17 protein-coding genes are annotated in these 18495 nt (G+C 50.8%); 15 read left to right on the top strand and 2 right to left on the bottom strand.

Annotated elements, in window-relative coordinates; translation table 11 throughout:
• The 3 genes from ACLTD4_RS06920 to ACLTD4_RS06910 form a co-directional block, all read left to right on the top strand.
• Positions 1–1108: HlyD family efflux transporter periplasmic adaptor subunit (locus ACLTD4_RS06920; protein WP_412331208.1), on the top strand; the 1108-nt coding region annotated here is incomplete at its 5' end.
• 7 nt (positions 1109–1115) lie between these two features.
• Positions 1116–2243 (top strand): ABC transporter permease, encoded by a 1128-nt coding sequence (locus ACLTD4_RS06915; protein WP_118519128.1) that lies wholly within the window; start codon positions 1116–1118, stop codon positions 2241–2243.
• A gap of 113 nt (positions 2244–2356) precedes the next feature.
• The gene (locus tag ACLTD4_RS06910) at positions 2357–3202 is read left to right on the top strand and encodes a MerR family transcriptional regulator (RefSeq protein ID WP_117633932.1); all 846 of its coding nucleotides are present in this window, start codon (positions 2357–2359) and stop codon (positions 3200–3202) included.
• A gap of 111 nt (positions 3203–3313) precedes the next feature.
• On the opposite strand, the gene ACLTD4_RS06905 is transcribed toward ACLTD4_RS06910, so the two are convergent.
• A complete protein-coding gene (locus tag ACLTD4_RS06905) occupies positions 3314–4642 on the bottom strand; it encodes an MATE family efflux transporter (protein ID WP_117633933.1) in 1329 nt (442 codons plus the stop codon).
• Positions 4643–4811: 169 nt separating this feature from the next.
• Between ACLTD4_RS06905 and ACLTD4_RS06900 the strand changes: the two genes are divergently transcribed.
• Complete coding sequence (locus ACLTD4_RS06900) at positions 4812–5630, top strand: MerR family transcriptional regulator (protein ID WP_002601027.1); 819 nt, start codon at positions 4812–4814, stop codon at positions 5628–5630.
• 200 nt (positions 5631–5830) lie between these two features.
• Here ACLTD4_RS06900 and ACLTD4_RS06895 read toward each other — a convergent pair whose 3' ends face one another.
• Positions 5831–7036 (bottom strand): IS110 family transposase, encoded by a 1206-nt coding sequence (locus ACLTD4_RS06895; RefSeq protein WP_181988592.1) that lies wholly within the window; start codon positions 7034–7036, stop codon positions 5831–5833.
• 533 nt (positions 7037–7569) lie between these two features.
• Here ACLTD4_RS06895 and ACLTD4_RS06890 point away from each other — a divergent pair.
• The 11 genes from ACLTD4_RS06890 (at position 7570) to argR (ending at position 18484) form a co-directional block, all read left to right on the top strand.
• Positions 7570–9132 (top strand): ATP-binding cassette domain-containing protein, encoded by a 1563-nt coding sequence (locus tag ACLTD4_RS06890; protein ID WP_117633936.1) that lies wholly within the window; start codon positions 7570–7572, stop codon positions 9130–9132.
• Between the two features lie 190 nt (positions 9133–9322).
• The gene (locus ACLTD4_RS06885) at positions 9323–10108 is read left to right on the top strand and encodes an aspartate dehydrogenase domain-containing protein (protein ID WP_117633965.1); all 786 of its coding nucleotides are present in this window, start codon (positions 9323–9325) and stop codon (positions 10106–10108) included.
• A gap of 21 nt (positions 10109–10129) precedes the next feature.
• Positions 10130–11062 (top strand): NAD(P)-dependent oxidoreductase, encoded by a 933-nt coding sequence (locus tag ACLTD4_RS06880; protein ID WP_117633937.1) that lies wholly within the window; start codon positions 10130–10132, stop codon positions 11060–11062.
• Between the two features lie 496 nt (positions 11063–11558).
• The gene (gene nusB, locus ACLTD4_RS06875) at positions 11559–12002 is read left to right on the top strand and encodes a transcription antitermination factor NusB (RefSeq protein WP_117633938.1); all 444 of its coding nucleotides are present in this window, start codon (positions 11559–11561) and stop codon (positions 12000–12002) included.
• Positions 12003–12008: 6 nt separating this feature from the next.
• The gene (xseA, locus tag ACLTD4_RS06870) at positions 12009–13289 is read left to right on the top strand and encodes an exodeoxyribonuclease VII large subunit (RefSeq protein WP_117633939.1); all 1281 of its coding nucleotides are present in this window, start codon (positions 12009–12011) and stop codon (positions 13287–13289) included.
• A 34-nt stretch (positions 13290–13323) separates the two neighbouring features.
• The gene (gene xseB, locus ACLTD4_RS06865; protein WP_002601005.1) at positions 13324–13536 is read left to right on the top strand and encodes an exodeoxyribonuclease VII small subunit; all 213 of its coding nucleotides are present in this window, start codon (positions 13324–13326) and stop codon (positions 13534–13536) included.
• On the top strand, positions 13526–14413 hold the full coding sequence (locus tag ACLTD4_RS06860; protein WP_412331209.1) for a polyprenyl synthetase family protein: 888 nt from the start codon (positions 13526–13528) through the stop codon (positions 14411–14413). Before xseB ends, ACLTD4_RS06860 begins: the two co-directional genes overlap by 11 nt.
• Before the next feature lie 17 nt (positions 14414–14430).
• Positions 14431–16347, top strand: coding sequence for a 1-deoxy-D-xylulose-5-phosphate synthase (gene dxs / locus ACLTD4_RS06855; protein WP_117633941.1), 1917 nt, complete (start codon positions 14431–14433; stop codon positions 16345–16347).
• Positions 16344–17159: a TlyA family RNA methyltransferase gene (locus ACLTD4_RS06850; RefSeq protein WP_055656506.1), complete on the top strand. Its 816-nt coding sequence runs from the start codon at positions 16344–16346 to the stop codon at positions 17157–17159. The genes dxs and ACLTD4_RS06850 overlap by 4 nt, the downstream gene beginning before the upstream one ends.
• Before the next feature lie 9 nt (positions 17160–17168).
• Entirely contained in the window at positions 17169–18023 is an 855-nt protein-coding gene (locus ACLTD4_RS06845; RefSeq protein WP_110321435.1) for an NAD(+)/NADH kinase, read from the top strand.
• Positions 18024–18034: 11 nt separating this feature from the next.
• Complete coding sequence (gene argR, locus ACLTD4_RS06840; protein ID WP_055656502.1) at positions 18035–18484, top strand: arginine repressor; 450 nt, start codon at positions 18035–18037, stop codon at positions 18482–18484.
• The last annotated feature ends 11 nt before the right edge of the window (positions 18485–18495 follow it).

Genomic DNA, 18495 nt, shown 5'->3' with positions numbered 1-18495 from the left:
GGCCTACGATGCGGCTGTGGCGAAGAAGGAGAGCGCGGTCAAGAAAGCGGAGCGCGAGGTGACCGACTGCGAGGAGAAGCTGGACCGTCTGGAAGAAGAAGGGGCTTCAGACGAGGAGATCCTGAAAGCCAGAAAAGCGTTGGACCGGGCAAATGAGGACCTGGAAGAGGTGCGGGAAGAGCAGTCGCTTAACGTGGAGGAGGCGAAAGCGGCCTTAAACAGCGCGGAGGAAGATTACGGCGATGTCAGTGCCGGTAGGAGAACCGCGGCGGAAGCGCTAAAGAGCAGCTATGAGTCCTCGGTGGAAGCGGTGGAGGCACAGATCAAGGCCGGAGAGAAGAGCGTGAGGAATTTGGAAGAAGCGCTCAGCCAGGCTGAACTTGCGGTATCCAACGCGCGGGCCAGGGATGCGGTGACGGCCGCCGAAAATCAAAAGGAGCAGACCGCCTCCGGCCTGGACCGCCAGGTGAAGCAGCTGGATATTACAAAGGCGGAGGAGCAGTTAAAAGCCCTGGAAGCCCTGGAGGCAGCCTCCGGTGAAGTGACGGCTCCGGTATCCGGTGTGGTGACAGAGCTGGCCGTCGTCCCGGGAAAGACCGTGACGGGTGATGAGCTTGTGGCCATAGGTGACGGAAGGCTGAAATTCGAGGGAACGGTAGAAAAAAAGCTGGGTGAACTGATTACGGCGGGAACGAAGATAAACCTGCAGTACGGAGAGTCCAGGCGAACGTATGAGGCGGTGGTGGACAGCGTGGACTTCTTATCGGAGGAAGAACAGGCGCATTTTACCGCATCGGTCCAGGAGGACACGGGGGTTCTGGGGGCAACGGCCGCATTTTCGCTTAATCTGACATCCCGGCAGTACACTCAGGTCATTCCCATCGCAGGGCTCAGGCAGGAATCGGATGGTTACTACATCCTGGTGGTAAAACCGCAGAAGACGATACTCGGCGAAGAGCTGACCGCGGAAAAGATTCCCGTGGAATTACTGGAAAAGAGCAGCACCCAGGCGGCTGTACAGGGTGCATTCAGCAATACGGACCAGCTGATCGTATCCAGCAGCAGGATCATCGAGGCAGGCGACCGTGTCAGAATATCCGGAGAGTGAGAGAACGATGAACAGGTTTAAGACATGGATCAGAACGGGCAGAGCAGCCAGAGTAAAAACCGTGTTTCTGGCAGTGCTTCTGTCGGCGGTTCTGTGGGGAATTTCCCTGTGGCAGGGAGAGAAGATAGAGCCATACGCCGGTGATATCCAGATCCGTTACCACGGACAGGGGGTGTCCCGGCAGGCTTTGGAGCAAATAAAAGAAGCCGGGTTAAAGCCTGAAGATGAGAGCTTCCCGGAGACCGCGGCATGGAATGTGGAGTACTATGTGGAGGCCAGGAATCCGGTGCTGAACTTTAAGCAGGATGTCACCTGCATCATGGTCCGGGGAGAGATGGATCAGATCGTGAAGGACCGGCTGGTGGCCGGCACGTATGGCTTTGGAGATGATGAGGAAGGCTGTGTCGTCAGCAGTAAAACGGCATGGGAACTGTTCGGCTCCACCGATGTGACCGGCAGCTGGATCTCCGTAAAGGGGAAACGCTTTGTCATTCGGGGAGTGACGGCCGCCTCCTATCCCATGGTGATGCTTCCGGCAAAACGGCTGGAGACGGAGTTTTTTCCCAACGTCTCCTTTTCTTACTCCGGTCAGGAGGGACTTGAGGGGCAGGCGGAAGAGATGATCATGCGCTTCGGACTGCCGGGACATGAAATCAGAATTAATGGGAGTATTTACTATGCCATGGTAAGGTTTTGCTGCACGCTGCCCGGATGGGCCCTGCTTATCTGGTTCTGGATTTTGATGCGGCGTTCGCGGCGTTTGAAAAAATTTGATATGCGGCAGGCTGGGCGGAGAGGCAAAACGGAAAAACATGCAAAATACCGAAACTGGCTGCGGAAAGTTTTATTCTTTGCGGTGATGGCCGGAGGTGCGGCAGCTCTGCTCTGGTATGGCTTCCGTTTTCCGGGAGAGTTTATTCCATCCCGGTGGTCGGATTTTTCCTTCTATGCGGAAAAATTCACACAGGTAAAAGAGAATCTCTTTGACATAGCCATGCTGCCAAAGACCCGGTGGGATGTGGAGATGATACGCGCGTTTGCTGCCTCCGTGTTCTGTTCGGCAAGCGCGGCTGCGCTGATCATCATAACGGGAAGTCTTCTGCTTTCCATGCCTGACCATACCGGGCAGGAGTAGAAGGCTCCTTTTTTCGTCAAATATAAGTATTTCAAACAATTTATGCATAAGCTATTGACTGTAAACCCTGTTTATACCTTATAGTAAACAGCAAAAAAGGGAGAAAAGACGACATGACAATTAAGGAAGTGGAAGAAAAAACAGGGATTGTACGTTCCAGTGTCCGTTTCTACGAAAAAGAAAAACTGATCCATCCTGTCAGAAATAACAGGAATGGATACCGGGAGTATACGGAAGAGGATGTACAGAATATCAAAAAAATAGCATACTTACGAACATTAGGAATCTCACTGGAAAATATTCACCGAATAATCGATCACGAGGTATCCCTGCAGGTGGTCCTTGAAAGACAAGCGGATGCGCTGGAGAGCCAAATCGCAGATCTGGAGAAATACCATTATATATGTAAAAAGATGCTTACAGAAAAGGAAATGACGTATGAAGATTTAGAGGTGGAAGCATACGTGACAGAGCTGGAAGAATATTGGAAAAATAACAGTAAGGTCTTTCGGCTGGATTCGGTCGGTTTCCTGTATCTGTGGGGTGGATTGCTGGCATGGGGTGGAATCACAGCGGTGTGCTTCCTGCTTGCGCTGCTTGCATATCCGAATTTGCCGTCCCAGGTGCCGATACAGTGGAATAACGGCGAAATAAGCCGTCAGATTGGAAAAGCATTTATTTTTGTATATCCTGCCGCCTGTATCATCATAAGATTTTTTTTACGTCAGTTTATATGGAGATGGCTGACACTCCGTCTGTTCTGCTTCAGTGATACCATCTGCGATTACGTTACCAACTGCCTGTGTTTTGTCATATTATCAGTAGAAGCATTTACAATCTTTTACGTGAATGGAATGATGCAAAATGTGACCACGATTCTGACTGCGGACGCAGTGGTGCTTGTGGGTGTCCTTCTGATCGGGTGGTATAAACTGACCGTAGGACAAGCGCGGGATTGAGAGACCGGAGGTTAGGAAGAGACTGATCGTAATGCAAACAGGTCAGCATTTTCAGTTGTTTTTCAACTTCGAAAATGCTGACCTGTTTTGTATGAGCGCAGTATGCATAAATCAAATATAACTGTATGTTTTTGCATGCTTCCTCAGGAAGAAAAGGCAGAGCAGGAACCCTCCTGCTTCTGCTACCGGAACGGCAAGCCAGACTCCGTCAAGCCCCATAATAAGAGGAAGGAGCAGTAAGCATAAGACGATCAGGCACAGCGTGCGCACGAAGGAAATCACAGCCGATACCCTGCCGTTAGATAAAGCGGTGAACAGGGCCGACGAAAAGATGTTGACTCCGGAAAATAAGTAGCCGAAAGAGAACACCATGAATCCGTGGCGGGCCAGATCGTATACGGCTGTGCCGGGGTGTGCGAAAATCGTTACGATAATCCCGCCAGCCAGTTGTGCTGTGGCAAATACGAGGAACGAAGTGACACCTGTAAAGATCAGGGAGGTCTTAAACACCTGCTTCAGCTGCTTCGTATTGCGGCTGCCGTAATTGTAGCTGATGACGGGTGAGACGCCCTGTGAAAATCCCATGTACAATGCATTTAACAGGAACTGGGAGTACTGGATAATGGTGATGGCCGCGACGCCGTCTTCTCCTGCGTAGTGCATCATCAGGAGGTTGAACAGGAACGTGATAATGCCGGAGGATAAATTGGTCACCATTTCCGAGGAACCGTTAATCAGTGTTTCCTTTAATTCTGCCGCAGAAAGACGGGGCTTTACGAGCCACAGTGCCTTGCGGGAAACAGCAAAGTAGATCAGACCGAATACCGCGGGGATCATGTAGCCGGTAACGGTTGCAATAGCCGCGCCAGCCACGCCCAGCTTTAGAGGGACGATGAGAATATAATCCAGAACCGCGTTGCTTAAGCCGGCCAGAATCGTGAGAAAAAGTCCCAGTCCGGGCCGTCCCTCCGTGATAAAATACATCTGAAACAGAATCTGAAGCATCAGCGCCGGAGCAAAGGCCATCTGCCATCTCATATAAGTAATACAGTCGCTCATAAGCAGGTCGCTGGCTCCCAGGAGCCGTACGATCGGTGCAGCAAAGAGATTGCCGAGAACCGCCGTTACGGCTCCGACAATGATATTCAAATATATAATAGAAGTAAAGGCAGCCCGTGCCTCCTCTGCTTTTCCTTCGCCCATCTTCTTTGCAACGATGGCGCAGCTGCCGGTTGAAAACATGACCGCAATGCCGAGCACGATATTAATGGCCGGATAAACGATATTGATGGATGAAAGCGCATTGGTCCCGACGAAACGCGATACAAAGACCCCGTCAATAATCGTATAGAGGGAGGTAAAAATCATCATGATGGTCGTCGGCAGTGCAAACATCATGAGGGAACCAAATGTAAATTTTTTTGCCAGTGAATAATTCATAGTATTTCTCCTGATTTTCTTGTAAATTTCAGCCGCATGGATTATCATAGGGTATAGGGTAGGCCGATAGTCAAGCAGAAAAACTTTGTATATAGAAAGGAATGTTGCAGCTCACAGCCCTGCCGGTCTCCGCTTCCCGGTCTGTGAACGGTAACAGAGGAATCAAAATATGGAAAAACAGTCGGAGTTATATTTTACAACAGGCGAGTTCGCGAAGATTTTAGGGGTTAAGAAGCATACGCTGTTTCACTATGATGAGATTGGTCTGTTTTCGCCGGCGGTGAAGGATGAGGAGAATAATTACCGGTATTATTTTGTGTGGCAGATGGATACGTTTGAGGTGATTCGGGCATTGCAGAAGCTGGGGATGCCTCTCAGTGAGATCAGGGAGTATATGGAGACCCGGTCACCGGAGCATTTCCTGGCGCTGGTGGATCAGAAGGATGCGGAGATCGACCAGGAGATTGAGCGGCTGAAAAATATGAAGCGTTTTATGGAGTGGGAGAGAACGACGATTAAGGAGGCGCTGGAGGCTGAGGTGGATAAGCCGAAGCTGGCGGAGAGAGGCCAGGAATACTTATTTTCTTCCGAGGTGAATATCACGGGGGAACGGAAGCTGGCGGAGGAGATCGCACACCATGTCAGGGTCTGCGAGCAGTACCATATCAGCATGAACGCCGTGGGCGCAGTCTGTCTGGGCAGAGACTTAGAGGCGGGGAAATACGACCGCTACCGGAGTGTCTATACGCGGCTGGATAAGCGCATTTCGGCGCTGAAACCGTATGTGAAGCCGGCGGGAACCTACGTGGAACTGTATTACCGGGGGTACGACGGAGACATGGGAAAGGCGTATCCGGTTATTCGGGATTTCGCTGAACAACAGGGGATCCGCCTGGATGAGATGTGGTATGAGGACCTTCTCCTCGATGAACTGACGGTCAGGGATACAGCGGATTACGTTGTGAAGGTGGCGGTGCGTGTGAAATAACGCTTCCGGCCGGTGAAGCCCCTTGACAAATTCACCACCCTGTCGTATACTGCGGATAGCACCAAGTAAAAAAATAAAAACAGCCTGCAAATAAAAAGTCAATAGTATAATGAAAAGTTTTTAAGAGTTATTGTTGATGAAATTTCAAGTACAACAAATAGACCACCGTTATCCGCTGGTCTGAAAGGTTGTGGCATTCTTTATTCTGGAAGAGACATAAGATATTCTTTTACTCTTCCGTAATAGATACGCAGAAACTTATTAGCACCTGCGGTCATGTAGACATAGTAAGGTTTTCCCTGAGCCCGTTTCTTGTCAATAAACGCATATACAGGGTCATCCTGCGGCTTTGTTTTGACGAGACAGTCCATGACCTGGAACAAAGTCTTTCTAAGGGAAGATGAGCCTCGCTTGGAAATTGGAACGCTTTTCTGTTCATAAGTTCCTGATTCATTTACGCCTGGATCCACACCGGCAAATGCGGTGATAGCTCCTTTATGGGTGAAGCGTGTAACATCTCCGATTTCAGCCATAAGCTGAGGGCCAAGTGATGGGCCAACGCCTTTCATTTCCATGACAACGGGATATTCAGGCAGCTTAGAGGCAGTTTCATTCATCAGGGTACGGAGTTCTTCCACGGTCCTGGAAGCAGTGTTTAATTGTTCTATGGCCTGTTTCACAATCAGCTTGGTTAAATCATCTTTCGGAAGTACAGGAACAAGCTCTTTGGCAGCTCCATAGATTTCTTCAGCCTTGTCTTTGCTGAAGTTGTACATCCTGCGTTTGCACCATTTCTGATAATGGCCGACAAATGCGTTTAATGACAGTTTACGGACACAGTCCACATGCCAGTATGTAGTGGCAAAATCAACCCACTTCTGGCTGCCGTCCTCACGGGCAGGGCTATCAAAGAAAGTATTAACACAAGGGTAAGTCTGATCGAGGATACCGATGAGGTTATTCTTCATAGCTGTTTTGTGTTTCATATAGAACCCAAACTGACGGTTCATAGTTTTTAATTGATTGCGTAGTTCGTCCATAAGACTATACTGTTTCAAATCAATCCAGTTGTCAAGTGTATAACGGGCTATTTTTACAGCATCAGCTTTATCCGATTTTACTTTACGGAGAGAATTATTTCCGAAATCTTTAATGAGCTTAGGATTTACAGCAGTCACAAAAAGGCCAGCAAGAGAAAGCTGACGGGCAAGTGGTTCGTAATAACGGCCAGTATGCTCCATAACGATGCGGGAGTTACCTTCGATAGAATTAATCCGTTCAATCAGAGATTGGATGTTAGAAGATGTATGTTTGATTTCAAACGGTGAAGAAACAATCTCGCCATAAGGGCGAAGAATAGCAACCATGCTCTTGCCTTTGGAAACATCAATACCTACTGCGTTCATATTCATAAACTTGTCACTCCTTAAGATTATTGCAATGGATAAGTACCAGTTTTACTCATTGCCTATTCAATCTACTGTGGTGTGACACGAACGTACCGGAGGCAGTTCAACCTGCATAAAACGAACGCTGCGAATGAGGAGCTGGTTATCAGTCTGTTTTTACGGACGCAAAGTCCAGGAAAGGAAGCCGATATACCGATTGCTCCATCATTATAACAGCTTAAGCAACAAGATGGATAAGTCCTTACTGGCTGTAAGGAATATTAACCATAAATATATTGTAGTAGGAAAGAAGGTTCTGTCGGAAGATGATGACAAAATAATGACGAAGAAAAGGCTGAGAAACACTGAGGTAACAGGCATGCTCCCCCACGTAAGTGCGGAGACGGTGCCCTGTATTCTATGCCATTTCGTCCGGTCATCAGGGAAAATTCCGTACAGACATGAGTTTGTGCAGGCTTTGTTCTGCGCGCGTTTCCTCATACGTATAGAATCTTTAATCCCTTCCGGACGTTTGGCCGGGAGGGATTTTTATGTTACAGATAAAACAATTGACAATAACGCATAAAAAGGATTTCAGAGTCATATTAAAGGATTTCAGCTTTGTGCTGAACCCCGGGGATAAGGTAGTTTTGATCGGGGAAGAGGGAAATGGAAAGAGCACCCTGTTAAAATGGATTTACGATCCCGAATTGATCGAAGGCTATGCGGAGGCGCAGGGCGAACGGATCTGTACGGGAGAGCATCCGGGCTATCTGCCCCAGGAACTGCCAGCGGAGGAGAAAGAAAAGACAGTCTATGAATATTTTTGCGGGGAGGATGCCTTTGGGATGCAGACGCCCAGAGAGCTGACCCATCTGGCCGGACAGCTGAAGCTGCCCACGGATTTCTTCTACCGGGACCAGAAGATGAGTACGCTTTCCGGCGGTGAAAAGGTAAAAGCGCAGATGGCGCGGCTTCTCATGGCACAGCCCACCGTCCTGCTTCTGGATGAGCCGTCCAATGACATTGACATCGAGACGCTGGAATGGCTGGAAAAGCTGATTCTCGAAGCGGTACAGCCCGTGTTGTTTATCTCCCACGATGAGACGCTGATTGAGCGGACCGCCAATGTGGTAATCCATATCGAACAGCTGAAGCGTAAAACGGAAAGCCGCTACAGCATAGCAAAAACCAGCTACCGCCAGTATGCGGCAAACCGTGCGGCGCAGCTGGCCAGTCAGGAACAGCAGGCGTTAAGTGAGCGCAGGGAAGAGAAGAAACGGCAGGAGAAATTCCGTAGAATCGAGCAGGCGGTGGATCACGATTTGAACAGCATAAGCCGTCAGAACCCACACGGCGGATACCTGCTGAAAAAGAAGATGAAAGCGGTAAAATCTCTGGAAAAGAGGTATGAACGGGAGGCTCTAGACAAAACGGAGATACCGGAGACTGAGGATGCGATCTTCTTTAAGCTGGGTGAAAAGGTAAAAATGCCCGCCGGAAAAACCGTTCTGGAATATTCCCTGGACCGGCTCCTTACACCATCCTCGGGAGAAGAGGAACCGCGTCTTCTGGCGGAACATGTATTTCTGCGGATAAAAGGCGGAGAGCGGGTCTGTATTACCGGAAAAAACGGCGCTGGCAAGACGACGCTGCTGAAACAGATGAAGGAGGAGCTTTTAAGCCGGACCGATATCCGGGCCTGTTATATGCCGCAGAATTATGAGGACCTTCTGGAGCTGGACCGGACGCCTGTGGAATTTCTGTCCGTGACCGGTGACAAGGAAGAGACGACACGCATCCGGACGTATCTGGGCTCTATGAAATACACCGTCGATGAAATGAATCATCCGATGTCGGAGCTCTCCGGCGGCCAGAAGGCAAAGGTACTTCTGCTGAAAATGAGCCTGTCAGGGGCCGATGTCCTGATCCTGGATGAGCCGACGCGCAATTTCTCCCCGCTGTCGGGGCCGGTAATCCGAAAGATACTGCGCCAGTACCAGGGAGCCATATTAAGCATTTCTCATGACAGGAAATATATCGAAGAGGTCTGTACTGCCGTTTATGAGCTGACGCCGGAGGGACTTGTGAAGACGGACGGAGAAGGCGTGTAAGCTTCCTTTATTCGGAACATCTCAGGAAAAGAGAGGTTCCTTGAACTGAAATTTCATGGTATACTGGGCTGGTATGGAAAACGGCCGCGATGGGGAACAGAGGTCGCGGCCGGTTTTTAAAATAAATGAATCGAAGAAACGAAAAAGAAAAAAGACTGCCGCCCGAGCAGGCGGCCGAAGGGAGTTTATCATGAGCAGATTAAAACTTGGAATCCTGGGTAGTGGGTATCTGGGCGGAATTATTGCAGACGCGTGGAAAAACGGTTATTTGGACGAGTACGAGCTGGTGGGAATCGCGGGCCGCAATGAGGAGAAGACGAAGGCTCTGGCGGAAAAAACAGGATGCAGGCCGTGCGCGGATATAGACGAGCTTCTGGCGCTGAAACCGGATTACATAGCCGAGGCGGCCTCTGTTGCCGCGGTAAAAGGGATGGCCGTCAAGGCTCTTTGTGCAGGAACCAGCATCATTGTGCTGTCGATCGGTGCATTTGCGGACGCGGATTTCTATGAGGAAGTAAAGCGCACAGCCCTGGAGCATGGGACAAAGGTACATATTGCGTCCGGCGCGGTGGGCGGTTTTGATGTGCTTCGGACGGTTTCACTGATGGGGGATGCGGTTTCCGGTATTGAGACGAGGAAGGGGCCGAAATCGCTGAAGAATACGCCTCTGTTTGAAGACCATTTGATGACAGACACAGAGGGCACAGAGGTATTCGCGGGCAATGCAAAGGAAGCGATCGCGCTTCTGCCGACCAAGGTCAATGTGGCAGTGGCAGCTTCTCTGGCTACAACAGGTCCGGAACACACGAAGGTAAATATTCACAGCATACCCGGATTTGTGGGTGATGACCATAAGATCACGGCGGAGATTAAAGGGGTAAAGGCGGTCGTGGATATCTACTCTGACACCAGTGCGATCGCGGGCTGGAGTGTCGTGGCCGTTCTTCGCAATCTGGTATCACCAATCGTATTTTAACGAAATAAGGAGGATGAGGATATGTTTAAGAAATTAGTGGCCATCGAGCCGGTAAGCCTGGTGGAAGAGGCGGAAAAAGAACTGCATCAGTATGCGGAGGAAGTCGTCATGTACGACGACGTGCCGGCGGATGATGATGAAATTATCAGGAGAATCGGAGATGCGGATGGCGTCCTGCTCAGCTATACATCAAAAATCAACAGCTATGTATTTGAACATTGTCCCGCTGTCCGTTACGTGGGCATGTGCTGCAGCCTGTATTCCAAAGAGAGCGCCAACGTGGACATCGCCTGGGCGGAGGAGCACGGCGTTACCGTGAAAGGAATCCGGGACTATGGCGACAGAGGTGTCGTGGAATACGTGATCTGCGAGCTGGTGCGTTTTCTTCATGGCTATGACCGCCCCATGTGGAAGGAGATGCCGGTGGAGATCACGGGACTCAAGGTCGGCATGGTGGGAATGGGCGTGTCCGGTGGAATGATCGCCGAGGCCATGAAATTTATGGGCGCCGAGGTTTCCTACTACAGTAGGAGCAGAAAGCCGGCTTACGACGCAGAGGGCATGGTATATCGTCCGCTTACCGAGCTGCTGGAGCAGTCCGAGGTGGTATTTGCCTGCTTAAATAAGAACGTGATTCTCATGCACGAGGAGGAATTCAAGGCGCTGGGCAATGGAAAGATCCTGTTCAACACCTCCATCGGGCCTGCCTTTGAAGCGGAAGATTTAAAGAACTGGCTGGATGGTGGAGATAACTACTTTGCCTGTGATACGGCCGGAGCCATCGGCGATCCGACGGGAGCGCTTTTAAACCATCCGAGAGTATTCTGCGTCAACTATTCCGCAGGCAGGACGAAACAGGCATTCGGCCTTCTGAGTGAAAAGGTGCTGGATAATATCAAAGAGTATATGGTGGACGGAACCAGACCTGGAAGCTGTGGCAGGGACGGGCAGTGAACGATAGCTGATTGGCAGGATTGTGATATAAAAGGGCGGAAATGAAATAGTTATTTATGGGAATTTAAACTATAATGATAATTACAGAAACAAAGCGGAGATGGATAGACTTCCATTTCGTCAGGACGAAGGACTGTTTTTGCAAATACTTCATTATTAAAAGGGGCGGATACTTTGGTATTTGCCTCTAAACCCCGTTTTGGTATTTTTGAGTAAAAGTAAAGGCAGGCATTCCGCCTGTCTTTTTTATGCGCTTTTTATGTATAATTTTTCTGATAAAAACTGAGAATGGAAGTAATTGCCGGAAAACTGATTAGAGCGTCGATTCCCCCGGGGATAAAATCCCCGAAAAGTATTGTAGAAAAATGCGCATTAAGGTATAATGAACCCAATACGCTAAGGAATGGATCCCCGCTTCGGGCGGGGATTGTGAACTTTGAACGCGGTAAGACAGTAAGAAATAACAAACGAATTATTATACAGGAGGACCATACCCATGACCAGGAGTAAACTGCGTGAACACTGCTTTAAGATGCTTTTCTGTGCCGATTTTTATCCGGCAGAAGAAAAAGAGGAGCAGATAGACCGGTATTTTGACGAGCCGAAGGAAGATGAGACGACTCCGGAAGGGGTAGATGAGATTCTTCATGATGTGGAGATGAGTCCGGAAGATGAAAGCTATTTAAAAGCCAAGGCGGAAGCCGTTATGCGGAAGATTCCGGAGCTGGATGAGAAGATCGATGCTGTGGCCGAAGGATGGAAGACGAAGAGAATGGGCAAGGCGGAGCTGACGATTCTGCGCCTTGCGTTATATGAGATTTTATACGACGAAGAGGTACCGGAAAAGGTAGCGATCAATGAGGCGGTAGAACTGGCGAAACGGTTCGGCGGGAATGAATCCCCGGCGTTTATCAACGGAGTTCTGGCGAAACTGGTGTAATGGCCTATGGCGAGTGTATATTCCGTTTCACAGGTCAATGCTTATATTAAGAATATGTTTGCCCAGGATTTTGCATTGAACCGCATATCCATTAAGGGCGAGGTGTCCAACTGTAAGTATCATACGTCCGGCCATATTTATTTTACCCTGAAGGACAGAGGCGCGGCGATTGCGTGTGTGATGTTTGCCGGTCAGCGGAAAGGGCTTACGTTTAAGCTGGAGGAAGGCCAGAAGGTGATTGTGAAGGGCAGCGTCGAGGTCTATGAGCGGGATGGCCGTTACCAGCTTTACGCTCAGGAGATCACAAAGGAGGGCGTCGGAGATTTATTCGAACGGTTCCAGAAGCTGAGGGACGAGCTTGAGGAGATGGGGATGTTTTCCCCGGAGTACAAGCAGCCCATCCCGCGCTACGCCAGGACGGTCGGGATCATAACAGCCCCGACAGGCGCGGCGATCCGGGACATTATGAACATTTCCGCACGAAGGAATCCGTATGTTCAGCTCTATCTCTATCCGGCCCTTGTTCAGGGCGAGAACGCAAAATTCAGCATTGTAAAGGGAATTGAGACGCTGGACCGCCTGGGACTGGATGTGATCATCGTGGGAAGAGGCGGCGGCTCCATCGAGGATTTGTGGGCGTTTAATGAGGAAATCGTGGCGCGCGCCATCTTTGCCTGTAAGACGCCTGTGATCTCGGCGGTGGGACATGAGACCGATGTGACGATCGCAGATTATGTGGCGGATATGAGAGCGCCGACACCGTCCGCGGCGGCGGAACTGGCGGTGTTCGATTACAGCCAGTTCGAAGGCCAGGTGGAATTATACCGGGATGCCCTGGGGAAATCCGTGGCCAGAAAATTAGAACGTTACCGCTATCAGACGGAGCAGTTCAGGCTCCGTTTTCAACTTTTTGACCCACGCCGTCAGGTGAGGGAAAACCGGCAGCGGGCGGCCGATCTGGAAGAGAAGCTGAAAAACAGGATGGCTTCCCAGATTGTGACAGACAGGAACCGTGCCGTGGAAGCGGAAAGCCGTTTAAGGCAGCTCATCGAAAAGCAGGCGGTAAGGGACAGGCATCGCCTGGAGCTTATGAGCAGCAGGCTGGATGGACTGTCTCCTCTCAAGAAGATCGGCGGCGGCTACGGCTTTTTGACCAATGATAAGAACCGACGGATTGAGTCGGTGGAACAGGTGAAAAAAGGAGATCTTATTCAGATGAGAATCCGCGATGGACGGATCGATGCTGTGGTTTCCGGCACTGCGGCTGCGGAGCTTGGAGCCAGATGACAGAAGACAGCGGACAGTAAGGAGGCAGATGCGAATGGCTGCAAAGAAAGAGAAAAGTGTTGAGGAGACCTTTCAGGAGCTGGAGGAGATTATTCGTAAGCTGGAAAGCGGCGAGAGCTCTCTGGAGGAATCTTTTAAATATTATGAGGCAGGAATGAAGCTTGTGAAATCCTGCAATGAAAAGATAGACAAGGTAGAGAAACAGATTATTGTCCTGGAGGAAGATGGTGAAAGTCATGAACTTTAATGAGATGCTGGAGACCAGAACGAGGGAAGTGGAAGCGGTGGTGGAGCGTTATCTGCCGGCCGCGGACGGATACCAGAAGACCGTTCTCGATGCCATGAATTACAGCGTGCGCGCCGGCGGCAAGAGGCTGCGCCCCATGCTGATGGAGGAGACATATCGGTTGTTTGGCGGCGGCCAGGAGGTGGTAGAACCATTTATGGCGGCCATCGAGATGATCCATACCTCATCCCTGATTCATGACGACCTTCCCTGTATGGATAACGATGAACTCCGGAGAGGGCTTCCGACCACATGGGTGAAGTACGGATACGACATGGCGGTTCTTGCTGGCGACAGCCTGCTAATTTACGCGGTGGAGACCGCGGCAAAGGCATTTGCCATGACGGAGGATCCTGCGGTCGTGGGCCGCTGTATCGGAATTTTGGCGCAGAAAACAGGAATCTATGGCATGATAGGTGGGCAGACTGTGGATGTGGAGCTGACCAATAAACCTATTCCCCATGAAAAGCTGGACTTCATCTACCATTTGAAGACAGGGGCTCTCTTAGAGGCCTCCATGATGATCGGCGCGCTGCTTGGCGGCGCTGACGAGGAGGAGACCCGGCTGGTGGAACAGATGGCCGCGGCCATCGGCGTTGCATTTCAGATTCAGGACGATATCCTGGATGTGACCAGCAGTATGGAAGTGCTGGGAAAGCCGGTACTCAGCGATGAAAAGAACAATAAAACCACTTCTGTGACCCTGGAGGGGCTTGAGAAGGCAAAACAGGACGTGGCCCGGATTTCCGACGACGCTGTCCGAATCCTTCATGAACTGCCAGGGGAAAACGAATTCCTGGAGGCATTGATCCACATGCTGGTGAGCCGGGAAAAGTAAAAGGATCTGGTTAAATTATGATACTGGAATTAATCAATGGCCCGGAGGATATCAAGAAACTGACGGGGAAAGAACTGGATATACTGAGACAGGAGATACGGGACTTTCTGATCGGGAAGATCAGCAGGACCGGAGGGCACCTGGCTTCCAATCTGGGAGTCGTGGAGCTGACCATGGCTATTTATCTCGTGTTTGATCTGCCGAAGGATAAGATCATCTGGGATGTGGGACACCAGTCGTATACCCATAAGATCTTAAGCGGCAGAAAGGGTGAGTTTGACGATTTGCGGCAGTACGGCGGGATGAGCGGCTTCCCGAAACGGAAGGAGAGCCCCTGCGACGCCTTTGATACAGGTCACAGTTCTACTTCTATTTCGGCAGGACTCGGTCTTGCACAGGCCAGGGATGTTTCCGGACAGGACCATTTCGTCGTGTCTGTGATCGGCGACGGTGCATTAACCGGCGGTATGGCCTACGAGGCGCTGAATAACGCTGCCCGCATGAAGAAGAATTTCATCATTATATTAAATGACAACAACATGTCCATTTCCGAGAATGTCGGGGGAATGTCCCGGTATTTAAACGGAATCCGGACCGGCGACGGATACCTGGATCTGAAGAAATATGTGACAAATGTCCTTTCCAGAATCCCGGTAATCGGAGATGAACTGATTGACAAGATCAGCCGTACGAAAAACGGCATCAAGCAGCTCCTGATTCCGGGAATGCTGTTTGAAAACATGGGAATCACGTATCTGGGACCGGTGGACGGCCATGATGTCAAGGCCCTGGCCAGAGCGCTCAAAGAGGCGAAAAAGCTGGACCACGCGGTTCTCGTCCATGTTATCACGAAAAAGGGAAAAGGCTATGAGCCTGCGGAAAAGAATCCGGCCAGATTCCATGGTGTGGATCCATTTGACGTGCTCACAGGGGAATCGAAAAAAGAGAAAAAGAATCCCAGCTATACGGACGTATTTTCCAAGACGATCTGCCAGCTGGCGGAAAAAGACCCAAAGATCACGGCGGTGACGGCAGCGATGCCGGACGGAACCGGACTCAAGCGCTTCAGCCGTCTCTATCCGGACCGGTTCTTTGATGTCGGAATCGCGGAGGAGCACGCGGTGACTTCCGCGGCAGGGATGGCCGCCGGCGGTTTGAAGCCGGTGGTGGCGGTCTACTCATCCTTTTTACAGAGAGGCTTCGATCAGGTTCTGCATGATGTCTGTATCCAGAATCTGCCGGTGGTATTTGCCGTGGACCGCGCCGGACTGGTCGGCAGCGACGGCGAGACCCATCAGGGAATCTTTGATTTATCCTTCTTATCGGCAATCCCGAATATGAGCATTTTCGCCCCGAAGAATCTATGGGAGCTGAAGGCGGGACTGGAATTTGCCGTGTCCTTCGGTGGGCCGTTTGCCATTCGCTATCCGAGGGGAGAGGCCTACAGAGGCTTGAAGGAATTTAATGCACCTGTCGAATACGGCAGGGGCGAGATGCTGTACGAGGAAAAGGACATTGCCCTTCTGGCCGTGGGCAGCATGGTGAGCACAGGAGAGCACGTCCGGGAGAAGCTAAAGTCAGAGGGCTGGAGCTGTACGCTGGCCAACGGCCGGTTTGTCAAGCCGTTTGACGAGGAGCTGGTGGATCGTCTTGCGAAAAAACACTGGCTGATCGTCACCATGGAGGAGAATGTCCTTCAGGGCGGCTACGGCCTTATGGTCACCCGGTATATACACGAGCATTATCCGCACGTGAAGGTGATGAATATCGCGATTCCGGACGGCTATGTGGAGCACGGCAATGTATCACTTCTGAGAAAAGGTCTGGGCATCGACAGCGACTCCGTGATCTGGAGGATGAAGAAGGAATATCTCGATACCGAGCGTCAGAATATGGAATGGAAGACTATCAATACAGAGGAAAAGAAGGCATGAAAGAACGATTAGATGTGCTTTTAGTGAAACGGAATTTAGCGGAATCCAGGGAGAAGGCGAAGGCTGTGATCATGTCCGGCATCGTCTATGTGGAAGGCCAGAAGGAAGATAAGGCCGGAACTACCTTCGATGAGTCCGTGAATATTGAAGTGCGGGGCCATACTTTAAAATATGTGAGCCGCGGAGGACTCAAGCTGGAGAAGGCCATGAGCCATTTTGGAGTCATGCTGGAGGGAAAGACCTGTATGGATGTAGGCTCTTCCACCGGTGGATTTACCGACTGCATGCTTCAGAACGGGGCTGTAAGGGTCTATGCCGTGGACGTCGGACACGGCCAGCTGGCCTGGAAGCTTCGGAACGACGAGCGGGTAGTCTGCATGGAAAAGACGAATATCCGCTACGTGACGCCGGACGAGATCCCGGAAAAGATCGATTTCTCATCCATCGACGTGTCCTTCATCTCCCTGACGAAGGTGCTGGAGCCTGTGAAGAAGCTTTTGAAGGAAGACGGTGAGATCGTCTGCCTTATTAAGCCGCAGTTTGAAGCAGGCCGTGAGAAGGTTGGGAAAAAAGGGGTGGTACGTGAGAAGAGCGTGCATCTGGAAGTGATTGAGATGGTGATCGCCTATGCGGTTTCCATTGGCTTTGAGGTGCTTCATTTAGAATACTCTCCGATCAAGGGGCCGGAGGGCAATATTGAATATCTCCTTTATTTGAAGAACCATCCGGAAGGAGAGCATTTTCCCGACGTGCCGGTGGCACCGAAGGAAATTGTGGAAGCCGCGCATCAGGAACTGAGCGAGGGAAAATAAGGAGAGGTTATGAAAGAGTTCTTTATCATCATGAATCCCGAAAAACAGGGAGCGAAGGAGACGGCGCAGGTGATCCGCGATTATCTGACCAGTCATGGCGCTTCCTGTCTGATCGGGAAGGGGGACGGCAGACGGGGCGGGGATTACCATTATACGGACGCTTCCATGGTGCCGCCGGAGACGGAATGCATCATTACTCTCGGCGGAGACGGAACCCTGATTCAGGCGGCCAGGGACTTGGCGGGCAGAAATATTCCCATGCTGGGAATCAACCGCGGCACCCTGGGTTACTTAACACAGATTTCCAGGACTGAGGAAATCGATACGGCTCTGGATGCCCTTCTGGCAGACGAGTATCATCTGGAAGAACGAATGATGCTAAACGGGCGGGCCTACAGCAGTACAGGCCGTCTGTATGAGGATATCGCGCTGAACGAGATCGTTATCACGAGAAACGAACGGTTGAAGATGCTTCATTTTCGGGTTTATGTCAACCATGAATTCTTAAATGAGTACCGGGCGGATGGGCTGATCGCAGCCACCCCCACGGGATCTACCGCGTACAATCTGTCGGCCGGGGGACCGATCATAGTTCCGGATTCCACTCTGATGGTCTTAACGCCCATCTGTTCCCACGCATTAAATGCCAGGAGCATCGTCATGTCCGCTGACGCGCGGATACGGATTGAAATACTTGGCGACCCGGGAACGAGCCAGGCTGCCGTCTACGACGGGGACACGGCCGCGGAGCTGCATTCCGGGGATTACATTGAGATACACCGGTCGGAGACGAAGACCGTTCTTATAAAATTAAAGGATGTATCATTTCTTGACAACCTGCGCAATAAAATGGCTGGCATATAGGAGGGCACATTATGAAACTGGAAAGACACAGCAAAATTGTGGAACTCATCGGGAAATATGAGATTGAGACCCAGGAGGAACTGGCGGAATACTTAAACCAGGCCGGATTTGCCGTGACTCAGGCGACGGTATCGAGAGATATCAGGGAGCTGAAGCTGACAAAGGTTCAGTCGGAGTCCGGAAAGCAGCGGTACGTGGTGCTTCAGAACCAGACCTCCTTTTCTGACAAGTACATCAGAATTCTGCGTGACGGGTACATGTCCATGGACATGGCGCAGAACATTCTCGTCATCAAGACTGTTTCGGGCATGGCCATGGCCGTGGCGGCTGCCCTGGACGCTCTTCATTTTAGTGAAATTGTAGGCTGTATTGCCGGGGATGATACGATCATGTGCGCAGTGCGCAGCGCGGACGATACCATTCTGGTGATGGACAAACTGAAAAAACTCATCGCAGGATAAAGGAGGCGTGC

This window comes from Hungatella sp. (assembly GCF_046966825.1).
The sequence above is the reverse complement of the archived record's forward strand: the minus strand, read 5'-3'. Positions and strand labels throughout refer to the sequence as shown.

Excerpts from the sequence above, each read along its gene's own strand:
- xseB (WP_002601005.1), top strand. The coding sequence starts at position 13,324 with ATGGCTGCAAAGAAAGAGAAAAGTGTTGAGGAGACCTTTCAGGAGCTG.
- ACLTD4_RS06895 (WP_181988592.1), bottom strand. The coding sequence starts at position 7,036 with ATGAACGCAGTAGGTATTGATGTTTCCAAAGGCAAGAGCATGGTTGCT.
- argR (WP_055656502.1), top strand. The coding sequence starts at position 18,035 with ATGAAACTGGAAAGACACAGCAAAATTGTGGAACTCATCGGGAAATAT.
- ACLTD4_RS06890 (WP_117633936.1), top strand. The coding sequence starts at position 7,570 with ATGTTACAGATAAAACAATTGACAATAACGCATAAAAAGGATTTCAGA.
- nusB (WP_117633938.1), top strand. The coding sequence starts at position 11,559 with ATGACCAGGAGTAAACTGCGTGAACACTGCTTTAAGATGCTTTTCTGT.
- ACLTD4_RS06910 (WP_117633932.1), top strand. The coding sequence starts at position 2,357 with ATGACAATTAAGGAAGTGGAAGAAAAAACAGGGATTGTACGTTCCAGT.
- ACLTD4_RS06915 (WP_118519128.1), top strand. The coding sequence starts at position 1,116 with ATGAACAGGTTTAAGACATGGATCAGAACGGGCAGAGCAGCCAGAGTA.
- ACLTD4_RS06845 (WP_110321435.1), top strand. The coding sequence starts at position 17,169 with ATGAAAGAGTTCTTTATCATCATGAATCCCGAAAAACAGGGAGCGAAG.
- ACLTD4_RS06850 (WP_055656506.1), top strand. The coding sequence starts at position 16,344 with ATGAAAGAACGATTAGATGTGCTTTTAGTGAAACGGAATTTAGCGGAA.
- ACLTD4_RS06905 (WP_117633933.1), bottom strand. The coding sequence starts at position 4,642 with ATGAATTATTCACTGGCAAAAAAATTTACATTTGGTTCCCTCATGATG.
- dxs (WP_117633941.1), top strand. The coding sequence starts at position 14,431 with ATGATACTGGAATTAATCAATGGCCCGGAGGATATCAAGAAACTGACG.
- ACLTD4_RS06880 (WP_117633937.1), top strand. The coding sequence starts at position 10,130 with ATGTTTAAGAAATTAGTGGCCATCGAGCCGGTAAGCCTGGTGGAAGAG.
- ACLTD4_RS06900 (WP_002601027.1), top strand. The coding sequence starts at position 4,812 with ATGGAAAAACAGTCGGAGTTATATTTTACAACAGGCGAGTTCGCGAAG.
- ACLTD4_RS06860 (WP_412331209.1), top strand. The coding sequence starts at position 13,526 with ATGAACTTTAATGAGATGCTGGAGACCAGAACGAGGGAAGTGGAAGCG.
- xseA (WP_117633939.1), top strand. The coding sequence starts at position 12,009 with ATGGCGAGTGTATATTCCGTTTCACAGGTCAATGCTTATATTAAGAAT.
- ACLTD4_RS06885 (WP_117633965.1), top strand. The coding sequence starts at position 9,323 with ATGAGCAGATTAAAACTTGGAATCCTGGGTAGTGGGTATCTGGGCGGA.